General features: G+C 40.3%; 9 protein-coding genes, 2 tRNA genes and 1 other annotated feature. All 11 genes read right to left on the reverse strand.

The annotated features are described in order from the left end of the window. Positions 1–14: 14 nt before the first annotated feature. Positions 15–1,166, reverse strand: a complete 1,152-nt coding sequence (locus NE664_00075) for a D-alanyl-D-alanine carboxypeptidase (GenBank protein MCQ4725065.1) — start codon at positions 1,164–1,166, stop codon at positions 15–17. 71 nt (positions 1,167–1,237) lie between these two features. Next, on the reverse strand, positions 1,238–2,740 hold the full coding sequence (gene putP, locus NE664_00080; GenBank protein ID MCQ4725066.1) for a sodium/proline symporter PutP: 1,503 nt from the start codon (positions 2,738–2,740) through the stop codon (positions 1,238–1,240). A 1,044-nt stretch (positions 2,741–3,784) separates the two neighbouring features. Beyond that, a complete protein-coding gene (locus NE664_00085; protein MCQ4725067.1) occupies positions 3,785–4,945 on the reverse strand; it encodes a UxaA family hydrolase in 1,161 nt (386 codons plus the stop codon). Positions 4,946–4,967: 22 nt separating this feature from the next. Continuing rightward, positions 4,968–5,240 carry a UxaA family hydrolase gene (locus NE664_00090; GenBank protein ID MCQ4725068.1) on the reverse strand — a complete coding sequence of 91 codons (273 nt, stop codon included), beginning with the start codon at positions 5,238–5,240 and terminating at the stop codon, positions 4,968–4,970. Positions 5,241–5,564: 324 nt separating this feature from the next. Further along, complete coding sequence (locus NE664_00095; GenBank protein MCQ4725069.1) at positions 5,565–5,996, reverse strand: ACT domain-containing protein; 432 nt, start codon at positions 5,994–5,996, stop codon at positions 5,565–5,567. A 64-nt stretch (positions 5,997–6,060) separates the two neighbouring features. Next, complete coding sequence (locus NE664_00100) at positions 6,061–7,362, reverse strand: phenylacetate--CoA ligase (protein MCQ4725070.1); 1,302 nt, start codon at positions 7,360–7,362, stop codon at positions 6,061–6,063. 58 nt (positions 7,363–7,420) lie between these two features. Further along, positions 7,421–7,666: a binding site (T-box leader), on the reverse strand. 154 nt (positions 7,667–7,820) lie between these two features. Continuing rightward, a tRNA-Val gene (locus NE664_00105) sits at positions 7,821–7,893 on the reverse strand. A 27-nt stretch (positions 7,894–7,920) separates the two neighbouring features. Then, positions 7,921–7,994 (reverse strand) — tRNA-Asp (locus NE664_00110). A 150-nt stretch (positions 7,995–8,144) separates the two neighbouring features. Further along, positions 8,145–8,414 (reverse strand): hypothetical protein, encoded by a 270-nt coding sequence (locus NE664_00115; GenBank protein MCQ4725071.1) that lies wholly within the window; start codon positions 8,412–8,414, stop codon positions 8,145–8,147. A gap of 29 nt (positions 8,415–8,443) precedes the next feature. After that, the gene (locus tag NE664_00120; protein MCQ4725072.1) at positions 8,444–9,856 is read right to left on the reverse strand and encodes a sodium:alanine symporter family protein; all 1,413 of its coding nucleotides are present in this window, start codon (positions 9,854–9,856) and stop codon (positions 8,444–8,446) included. A 259-nt stretch (positions 9,857–10,115) separates the two neighbouring features. Further along, positions 10,116–11,813, reverse strand: a complete 1,698-nt coding sequence (locus tag NE664_00125; GenBank protein ID MCQ4725073.1) for an FAD-dependent oxidoreductase — start codon at positions 11,811–11,813, stop codon at positions 10,116–10,118. Between the last annotated feature and the right edge of the window lie 13 nt (positions 11,814–11,826).

Here is an 11,826-nt window from a genome sequence, read left to right on the forward strand (position 1 = left end):
AAACATTGGCTATTTTATAGTATACCGTCTGTTGGGGAATTTAGCCACATATTTATCAATTTTTTGACAGAAGTTTCAAAATCATGCCTTTTTATATTTTCAGCCGCTACAATATCAGTCGAAAAAAGCTGTTCTCCATTAGCCGTATAAACGGAAACCTTTCCGATTTTTTCGCCCTTTCTTACAGGCGCTTCAACAGCTTCCAATAGTTTCTTCTCAACGGTAATGCCTTTAAATTCTTCCTCGCTGAGCATAGCAAATCCATCCTCTGCGGCTATCGCATTGACGCTTCCTTCTTTTGAAGAAATTACCTCAACCGTTCCCATCTCACATCCCTTATCCATAACTTTTTTAAGGGAAAAATTTTCAAAACCATAATTTAAAAGGTTCTTTGTATCAATCCACTTTTGTTCTTTTCCCTTATTTCCCCAGCCGCTGGCAAGCACAACCGTTATAAGCTGCGTCCCGTTTCGTTCCGCCGCTCCGGCAAAGCAATGGCCGGCTTTATTTGTAAAACCTGTTTTAACGCCTATAGCCCCTTCATACTCGTTCAACAGCCTGTTTTTATTGCTTACTGTAAACGATCTTTTGCCATTACAGCTTGAAAAACTATAGCTCGGCGTTGAAATAAGCCTGCAAAAATCTTCGTTTTCCAAAGCGTATCTGGTAATCAAAGCCATATCATACGCTGTAGAATGATTATCGTCTTTATCAAGGCCGTTAGGCGTAACAAATTTTGTGTTCTTCGCTCCAATTTCCCTCGCCTTTTCATTCATTAATTCGGCAAAACCCTCAACGCTTCCTCCGATGTGTTCGGCTATTACAACGGCTGAATCATTACACGATTGAAGCATAAGGGGGTAAAGCAGATCCCCCAATATATATTCTTCCCCGCTTGAAAGTCCCAGCCTAACTTTCGGCGTTACAGCCGCTTTTTTCGATACGATTGCCGTTTCATCCAGCTTTCCGCTTTCCAAAGCTATAATAGCGGTCATAATTTTAGTTGTGCTTGCAACAGACATAGGGGCGTCCATGTTCCTTTCCCAAAGCACCCTTCCTGTTTCCGCATCCATTAACGCCGCCCCCTGGGCCGCAACTTTCAGCTCTTCAGCATAGACATTTACCGAAAAAACTAGTGCAAATATTATCATAATTAATTTTTTCATATAATCACCCAGATATATTATGGGTATTTTATCAAAAAAAATGCACTGTATAAAAACAGTGCGTTTAAAAATCAATTTCTTGAAGACGCTTTAACTTCGTCAAATATCCTGTACATTTCCTCTGAAGGTTCTTTAGTTGCGTTTGAAACAATAAATATAAGCAAAAGCGAAACTATAAATGCCGGAAGCAATTCATAAAGCTGGAATATAGTAATGTCAGCAAACATCTTTTCAAGCATATTCCATGCCAAAACCATAACTGCCCCGCCGATCATACCGGCCATTGCACCATACCTGTTCATCCTTTTCCAAAATACAGACGTTATAACCACAGGCCCAAATGAAGCTCCAAGCCCCGCCCATGCGTTCGAAACAAGCCCGAAAACCGAACTGTCCGGATCAAACGCTATCATTACGCCTATCACTGCAATGGCAATAACCGACAAACGTCCAACAAGAAGTTTCTTTTTGTCATCCGCTTTCTTATCAATATATTGATTATAGATGTCCTCGCTTACCGACGCCGCCGTAACAAGAAGCTGTGAATCGGCGGTGCTCATGCTGGCCGCAAGTATCGCCGCAAGAAATATGCCTGCCAATACGGCCGGGAACATCTGATCAACCATGAGCATAAACACCTGCTCGCTGTCTGCAAGCGGGCTGTTTATAAAATAAAGCCTTCCTATAACTCCGCAAATTACAGACGCTACAAGCGTAATTGCAACCCATACGATAGCAATCCTCCTGGAATGTTTAAGTTCATCAGGATCGTTTATGGCCATAAATCTTGCAAGTATATGCGGCTGTCCGAAATATCCAAGCCCCCAGGCAAGGTTTGTAATTATAGACATTAAAGGCACCATTCCGCCGCCCGTCGCTTTTGTAAGGCTCAAAAAATTCGGATCAATTCCAAGCACGCCTTCCGTAATCGTTTCGACGCCTCCCATCTGCACAACAGCGTATACGGGAACCACCAAAAGCGCAAAAAACATAAGCATTCCCTGTATAACGTCAGTCAGCGAAACTGCCAAGAAGCCGCCTAGGAACGTGTATCCTATTATAACAATAGCGCCTATAACAAGCGCAACCTGATACGGAACATGAAGCAGCATTTCAAAAAGCTTTGCTCCAGTTGAAAACTGAGCCGCCGTATAAACTGTAAAAAATATAATAATAACAAGCGCCGGTATAAGCCTTAATATTCCAGAATGGTCCTCAAAACGCGCTTCAAAGTACTCCGGCAAAGTAAGAGAATTTCCGGCCTTTTCGGTGTAAATCCTGAGCCTTTTAGCAAGCACTTTCCAGTTGGCATATGTTCCTATTCCAAGGCCGATAGCTATCCATCCGGCTTCAACTCCCGCAAGATATGCGGCTCCGGGCAGCCCAACCAAAAGCCAGCCGCTCATGTCCGAAGCTTGAGCTGACAACGCTGTCGCCCATTTTCCAAGCTTCCTACCTCCAAGCACATAATCTTCAAAACCTTCATTCTGCTTAAACGTTAAAAACCCAACGGCAAGCATCGCAAGCAGATAAACGGCAAGTATTATCAGCTTGATAATTTCTGAATTTCCCATTTTTTTCCTCCCTCTCCTGTAATTAAATTTAAAACCTGCAAGTTTTTGAAACTCAGCATGTTCCACAGTTTACAACGCAAGCATTAAATTTTAATATATCCGCAACATTATAGCAAAATTATGCATATATTGCAACCTATTAAAAAATATAATCCTTTACCATAGGAAACGGTAAGGACATAATCGGCATTTTTACATTAACTTTGAATAAAAGAAATATCTATATCAAACAAACCCTTAATAAATGTGAAATTTTATGTGTATCGTTCATTATGAAATTTTTAAATTAATATAAACTTCAATATATTCTTAAATTCGGCGCTTTAATCCGATTGAGTAAAACAGCAATATTGCCGCAAACATTAAAATTATAACCGCAATCCATATTGAAATAATACGGTTAAATCCATATCTTACAATTATGGCAGTCACAAAGAATACGCTAAAATTATGGGCTGTAGATTTTTTATTGCCGCATAACGCCTAAAAACTTTTTTGCCGCTATTTTACAATTACCGTTGCAAATAACCGCTGCCGCCATTCTGCTTCTATAATTTTTACGACAAACAATGACAACAGGCAAAAAAACAGTCTGCAAATATAGACTGTTTTTATTGTAGAATCACTGTTTTTTTCAAGTTTTTGCTTATATTTTATCCTGCTTATCAAATAAACTTATATTACAAGATTATTATTTCACTCTAAAAGTAAAAAATAATAAAAATACAGCTCTTTAACCCCCATCTGCCAAAACATCCTGTGCTTTTTAATTATTTAAAAATTCTGTTGCAACTCCCTTTAAAAACCAGCTTTTACTAACATTCCGTTACTAAAAAGCCGCTTAACAAACCAAAAGAAAACATCCGCATATGTCTATTTACCATCAACATTACATATAGTATATTTTTGCCTGCACATATAAATTTCCATGTTGATTTTACTTAAGGACTTCCTTGATTAAGCATATATAAAAACCACTTAAACTATATAAAAAAGCCTTCAACATGTTTTTAAACATATTTGAAGGCTTTAGTTCCTTACTATTTAACAGAAATTACATTCCCTTGCCATAGAAACGTCATTAAATCCAAGAGCCTCGGCTTTTGATTTCTCGCCGTTTACAACCCTCATCATCAAATCAAAAAGCTCGCCTCCAAGTTCATCCGTTTCTTTCCCTTCGGTTAAAACCGGGCTTGCATCAAAATCAATGTTGTCCGCCATAAGCTTAGCCGTTTCGCTGTTTCCGGTTACTTTTATAACGGGCACAAGGCCGTTGCCCGTAGGCGTTCCCCTACCTGTTGTAAATATAACTATTTGCGCGCCTCCGGCAACCATTGCTGCAATAGAGGCTATATCCTGCCCGGGCGTATCCATTACCACAAGACCTTTCGACGTAACCATCTGCCCATAATCAAAAACGTCCATAATCGTCCTCTCGCCAGCTTTATGTATACATCCGAGAGATTTTTCTTCCAGCGTAGTCAAGCCGCCTTCTTTGTTTCCTGTAGACGGATTGCCAAACCTGAGAAATTCTCCGGCACGCTCAAAATGTTCTTCATTCCGTTTAATAATGTGAAGGAGCCTTTCGGCAGTTTCCTTATCTTTGCATCGAGGTGCGAGTATATCTTCAGTGCCTACAAGCTCGCTTGTTTCGCTTAAAATAACAGTCGCCCCAATATCAACAAGACGGTCGCTTACTTTGCCTACGACCGGATTTGCCGCAAGTCCGCTTGTCGGATCGGAACCTCCACATTCTGTGGCCATTATAAGTTCGGAAATATCGATATCCTCTTTGACAAGCTTGCTTGCGTCACGGCTCATCTGTGTTGCATACCGCGCGGCGATTTCAACCGCCTTTATCGTCCCGCCGACGTCTCTTATTACAACGCTTTCAACCGGTTTATTGGTTTTTTCTTTAATTTTTTCCACAAGAAGATGTGCCTGAACCTGCTCGCATGTATTTCCTATTACAACGGTCCCGTAAACATTCGGGTTTGCCGCATACCCTGACAGGACTTCAAGCGTCATTTCAAAATCTTTTTTCACAATAGCGCACCCGCCCTGATTCGGTATATAAACGGCGCCGGGCACAAGGCTTGCCGTAAATCTTGCAGTTTCGCTTGCGCAAAGCGAGCACGGCAGTATAAGTATATGGTTCCTGATTCCGGCCCTTCCGTCCGGCCTTCTGTATCCTTTAAAATTCATAGCCTGTTCCTCCAATTCAAAATCAATCCATACTGCTGAAAAGGTTGTGCGTATGTACATGCCCGCCTGCCTTTATATCTTCGAGGGCATACCCGATCTTACATCCATACTTAATTACAATTCCTCCCTTTTCAATATCGCTTAAAGCCATTTTATGATATATCGGTATATCGGATACGGCAGTAACCTTAAATTCATCGCCTTTAAACTTATAAATAACAGTTTCCCCTTTGCAAATCGTTTTTGTTACGGTTGCAACATTGTCCTTATCGCTTATTTTTACACAGGAATACATAAACTACCTCCTTATACTATGTTAATAGAATAATATCATTAAGTATTATATACGCACAATATCTATTATAGCAAAAAAACAACCATATGATTTGTTAATATTTACTTTAGTTCATTAATAACGAACCAACAAAAAAACAGGCTTCAGCAAAACTAAAACCTGTTTTTTAATCTCCCCTATTTATGCGGCGCCTGAAAAGCCAAAACATTTTCACAGGATATTCCAAACATTAATTACAATATTTCAAAATAATCCAGTGAATTTTATGCCGCTTTTTTAACCGTTATTATTTATTTTCCAAGCAAATACTTTAAATATATAAATTTAAATTCTCATAACTTCCTCGTGGCTTAAAGGCGTAGTTCCTTCTTTTATTAAAGCCGTTTCAGCTTCAAGATGGTTTCTAACCCTTGCAATTATAACCGCCTTAGAATCATCCTTGCCTATAAAAGTATAAATATATTCAAGATTTATATTGTTCCTGTCAAAAATACCGAGTATTTTATTTAAGGCCCCGGGCTCATCCTGTATTAAAAGCGCAAGGACTTCTGTTTTTTTAACTGTAAAACCGCTGTTTTTCAAATGTTCATAAACTTTATCGGGATTTTCAACCATGATCCTTAAAATCCCAAAATCCGAAGTATCCGCAATATTAAGAGCCCTCATATTAGCCCCGGCCTCTAAAACGGACTGTGTAGCGGCGGCAAGCCGTCCGCTTTTATTTTCCAGAAATATGGATATTTGAGTTGCTTTCACACTATCACGCTCCCTATATTATTCATTATGTAAATTATAACACCAAAAATAACATAATTCTATATTAAAGCACACGTTTATCGGTAACTCTGACGGCTTTGCCTTCGCTTCTTTGAAGCGTCTTAGGCTCGATAAGCGAAACTTTAACGGCAATTCCAAGCGTGTTTTCAATTTCTTTCTTAATTTTTCCTCTAAGTTCCTCAAGCCCACGGATCTCCGATGAAAACATCAAATCTGAAACTTCGACTTGAATTTCAAGCGAGTCCCTGTTGTCCTCCCTGTCTACAATAAGGTGATAGTATGGGGAAGTTTCTCCCATATCAAGAAGTACGCTTTCTACCTGTGACGGGAATACATTAACGCCTCTTATAATAAGCATATCGTCGCTTCTGCCCATTATCCTGTCAATCCTGGCATGAGTACGCCCGCATGAACATTTTTCGGTTATAAGCCTTGTTAGATCCCTTGTTCTGTAACGCAAAAGCGGCATTCCTTCTTTTGTGATTGTGGTAAAAACCAGTTCTCCGACGCTTCCGTCCGGAAGCGTTTCGCCCGTTTCGGGGTTAATAATCTCGGCAATAAAATTGTCCTCCGCTATATGCATGCCGTTCTTAGAAAGACATTCCATTGCAACTCCGGGGCCTGCAATTTCGCTTAACCCATATATATTTAAAGCGTCGATATTCAATCTTTTTTCAAGTTCGCTTCTCATTGCCTCCGTCCATGGCTCCGCTCCGAAAATACCGGCCCTTAAAGGAAGTTTTTTTGTATCCACTCCGCTTTCTTCAAGCGCTTCACTCAGCATAAGCGCATACGACGGCGTGCAGCACAGCGCATCCACTTTTAAATCCTGCATAAGCATAAGCTGACGTTTAGTGTTGCCGGAAGAAGTCGGCACAACGGCGGCTCCAAGCTTCTCAGCGCCGTAGTGCGCGCCGAGCCCTCCCGTAAAAAGGCCGTAACCGTATGAAACCTGAACCGTATCGTTATTTGTTATTCCGGCCATTGTAAGCGCCCTTGCGACACATTCCGCCCACATATCTATATCATTTTGCGTATATAGCACAACTGTCGGTTTTCCCGTCGTACCGCTGGACGCATGTATGCGGCGTATATCTTTTTTATCGCATGCCCTCAATTTATCCGGGTAATTATCTCTTAAATCAGTTTTAATAGTAAAGGGCAGTTTATGGAAATCGTCAAAAGTTTTAATGTCCTCCGGCTTTGCTCCTATTTCATCAAATTTTTTCCTGTAAAACGGCACGTTGTTATATATTCTGTTAAGCATTTCCGAAAGTTTTTCAAATTGAAGCTTTTTAAGTTCTTCCCGTGGCATACATTCGATTTCCTTGTTCCAGTAATTCATAAAAATACACTCCTATCCTATTAAAATGATAATAAAAAAGTCCCATAGGATAAAAATCCTATGGGACGAAAATAATCCGCGGTACCACCCAAATTAGCATAAACGCTCGCTTAACTAAAGGAACAAAACTTCTATTCCTCATTCCTATATCGGGGAAATCCGTGCAGGACTACAAGCAAAAGCCTTCACCCTGCGGCTTAGGAGGGAATTTCATAACAGGCGGCTTACAAACGCTCACAGCTAAAACGTCCGTTCTCTTAAAAGCCTTACTCCGATTACTACTATGCTCCGTCACAGCCAAAATATTTTATTAGTAGAATAATATCACTGCAAATAAAAAAAATCAATACAAAATTCAAAAAATTTTTCAGGATAACAACAGCTTCAGCAGTTTTTAAATTAAATGTTTTGGAAAATAAAAAAGATACGGAAATTTCCGTATCTTTTTAAATGTTTAATGGGAGTTACAGGGCTCGAACCTGTGACATCTTGCTTGTAAGGCAAGCGCTCTCCCAGCTGAGCTAAACTCCCACAAATGCAGATTATATAATCTGCAAACGACTCAGAAGGGGCTCGAACCCTCGACCTCCGGCGTGACAGGCCGGCGCTCTAACCAACTGAGCTACTGAGCCAGAAAAATCCGGCAAATGCTTTGTCGTTTATTTATCTTTCATTTGCTGACGAATGATATAATAACATATATATCCGCAATCTGTCAACACATTTTTTAAAAAAAATATATTTTTTTTAATCCCCGCAATATTTCATACGGGGATTAATTCTTAGTCGATAATTTCAAAGCAGTCTTCATTCAAAATATAATCCTCATCTTCTTTTTCTTCCTTGTATAAATTCAAAAATTTTCTAAGCACGGACATATAGCCGATAAATATGGCAGCCACTGCCACTGCCGCCGCCGATCGTTTTTTATCCTTCCGCACACCCAACCCTACCAATACCCCTGTCAAGCAGAGACAAACTTTCATAATCACAGTATTCGCCATACAGATATTTTTAATATACCTTTTAAAACTTTTAACAAAAACTTTCAAATTGTATTTCCCCCTTATTTATTAAATGCTTATTTATTAAATGCTTTTTTATATAGGCTATAACTCCTTTTCTTTTTATGTAAATACTTCTTTGTTTCATCAAAAACCTGGCCGCTCATCATCATTATTGCTATTAGGTTCGGCACCGACATCATACCGTTAAATGTATCGGAAACTTCCCAAACAAGATCAAGCGACGAAACGCATCCTATAACAACAAATATGATAAATATAAACTTATAATATTTAGTATATTTAAGCCCGAAAAGGTATTCTACGCATCTTTCCCCATAATAGCTCCAACCAATAAGCGTCGAAAATGAAAAGAAAACTATTCCTACAGAAATAAACACTCCCGCAAAATTTCCAAAACCTTCGGAAAAAGCCGATATAGTAAGCGCCGCTCCGTTAAGTAAACTGCCGTCAGCTCCCCGAGAACCGATAACGCCCGTTGTAAGAATTGCAAAGGCCGTAATTGTACACATAACTATCGTATCGGCAAAAACCTCAAATATTCCCCACATAGCCTGGCGGACCGGTTCTTTCGAGTCCGCCGCCGCATGCGCCATTGATGAAGAGCCCAAGCCCGCTTCATTTGAAAACACACCGCGCGCAACTCCAAATCTCATCGCCTGCGATACTGTATACCCCATAACACCGCCGCCCGCCGCTTTTATACCAAACGCCCCGTCGATTATACTTTCAACGGCAAAAGGGATATTCTTATAATTCATAAAAATAAGTATTATTCCCCCGGCTGTATATACCGCCGCCATAAACGGCACAAATTTTTCCGTTACAAATCCAATTCTTTTAATTCCACCCATAATTACGAGAGCCGTAAGCGCCGCAAGTATAATCCCCACTTGCAAATTATCCGTTCCAAATGCAGAATTCAGCGCGCTTGCCGCCGAGTTCGCCTGGCTCATATTTCCCATTCCGAAAGATGCAAAAATACAGAAAACCGCAAACATAACCGCAAGCCATTTAACGCCCAGCCCCCTGTCTATAAAAACCATCGGCCCGCCAATCCAGTCGCCCTTTTCGTTTTTACACCTGTATTTCATGCTTAAAACAACTTCGGCATATTTTGTCATCATCCCGAAAAATGCCGAAACCCACATCCAAAACACGGCTCCAGGCCCGCCTGCAACTATAGCCGTCGATACTCCTGCAATATTGCCCGTTCCCATAGTGGCCGCAAGCGCCGTAGTTAATGCCTGAAACTGTGAAATTGATTTTTTGTCGTTTGATTTTGTAACGCTTTTATTTGTAAATATCGCCTTAACCGTATTGTTCCACCAATAACGCGCCTTAAAAATTTGAAAAAATCCGGTTCTGACAGAAAAGTACATTCCCACAAGGACAAAAAGCGTACACATAAACGGTCCCCAAATAAAAGAGTTAATTTTTCCGTTAAACTCAGAAATTGTCTGCATCATGGCATTTTACCTCCAAAACGTATTTAACAGCCCGTATATTCTATTCATAAAAACGCTTAAAAATTACAAAAACTACCGGCAGATATAATATATAAATCAATAAAATAAAAACGCTTCCGTAAAATACGAAAGCGTTTTTATATATTATGTTATATAAAAAATACATTCTCCATAATACATTTTTTAAGGCCGTTATTTTCTCCGTCAAGCTTTTGCCTGAAAATCATTCCCACACAAATTTCCGATAAACACAATACGTTTATTCTATTTTTATACCGCAGCTATGATGAGGCGCATTATCAAACAAGCCTTTTTTTACGCCGCTGTAAAAATAATATCCTCCGGCTGTATTAATGCAGTCAAAACCATTTTGCGTCAGGAATCTGTATGCGTTATAACTGCGTACCCCTGTTTTACAGCAAACACAGATAATTTTCCCTTTAGCCCCGTTAATTTCGCCTATCCTTTCCCTTAGATCATCAAGCGGAATGTGGTACGCTCCTTCGATATGCCCCTCTTCAAATTCGTTGTCCTTCCTTACGTCTAGTATAAAATACTTTTCCCTATCAAGCCCGTCAATATCACAGTAGTGTATCTGTTTTACCCTTCCTGAAAGCAGGTTTTCAATTAAGTATCCGGCCATATTTACAGGATCTTTTGCCGAAGAAAACGGCGGAGCATAACAAAGCTCAAGCTCTGTAAGATCATGCGCCGTAAGTTTTCCTCTGACCGCGCATGCCAATACGTCGCACCTTTTGTCCGCCCCTTCTTCACCGATAACTTGAGCTCCGAGTATAACGCCGCTGTCCCTGCTGAAAATAACTTTCATTACAAGGTCTTTTGAATTTGGATAGTATGTAGCATGCGAAGGAGGACAAAGTATTGCAATATCATAATTTAAGCCTTCAATTTTAGCCTGTCTTTCGTTAATGCCAGTAGAAGCGGCAGTCAAATCAAATACTTTTAAAACCGACGATCCCTGAGCGCCTTTGTATATGCTGTTTATGCCGCAAATATTATCCGCGGCAATCCTGCCCTGCTTATTAGCCGGCCCGGCAAGCGGAACAAGCGTGTCTTTGCCGGTCACAATATTTTTTATTTCAACCGCGTCGCCGACTGCATAAATATCTTTAATATTTGTCCTCATATTCTCGTCGACGGATATGGAATTTTTGGCTCCCATTTTTATTCCCGAGCCATCCAAAAACGAAGTATCCGGCACAACGCCCACTGCAAGTATAACTATCTGAGAACCAATTTTTCCATACTTATCAGTAACAACAAATATTTCGTCTTCAGTATCTTCAAAGGCCATAACCGACGTCCCAAGACACAGACGCACGCCTTTTTCCTTCATATGTCCCTGAATGTAACATGCCATTTCATAGTCAAACGGAGCAAGGACTTGATCTATTTTTTCAACAACCGTTGTATTTATACCAAGATTTACAAGGTTTTCGGCCATTTCAACCCCTATAAACCCTGCTCCGACTACAACGGCGCTCTTAATTCCATTCTCAACTACATACCGTTTTATATTAATTGTATCGTTAACAGTCCTAAGCGTAAAAATTCTTCCGCTTTCTATCCCGTCAACCGGCGGCCTGAAGGGCCTTGCCCCCGGCGAAAGTATAAGTTTGTCATATTTTTCGCCGTATGTTTCACCTGTCAAAACATTCCTTACACATACGCTCTTGTTATTTGAATCAACCGCGATAACATCCGCATTAACCCTAACATCCACATTAAACCTTCCCGCAAACGCTTCCGGTGTGTTAAGAGTAAGGCTGCTTTCTTTTTCAATTTCACCGCCTATATAATAAGGCAGTCCACAGTTTGCATATGAAATATAACCGCTGCGCTCAAAAATAACAATTTCGGCATTTTCATCAAGCCGGCGTATGCGCGCCGCCGCACTTGCCCCGCCGGCTACGCCGCCTACAATTAAAACTTTCATTTCATTCCCCCGC

The sequence above is a fragment of the Anaerotignum faecicola genome (genome assembly GCA_024460105.1).
GTDB lineage: Bacteria > Bacillota > Clostridia > Lachnospirales > Anaerotignaceae > JANFXS01.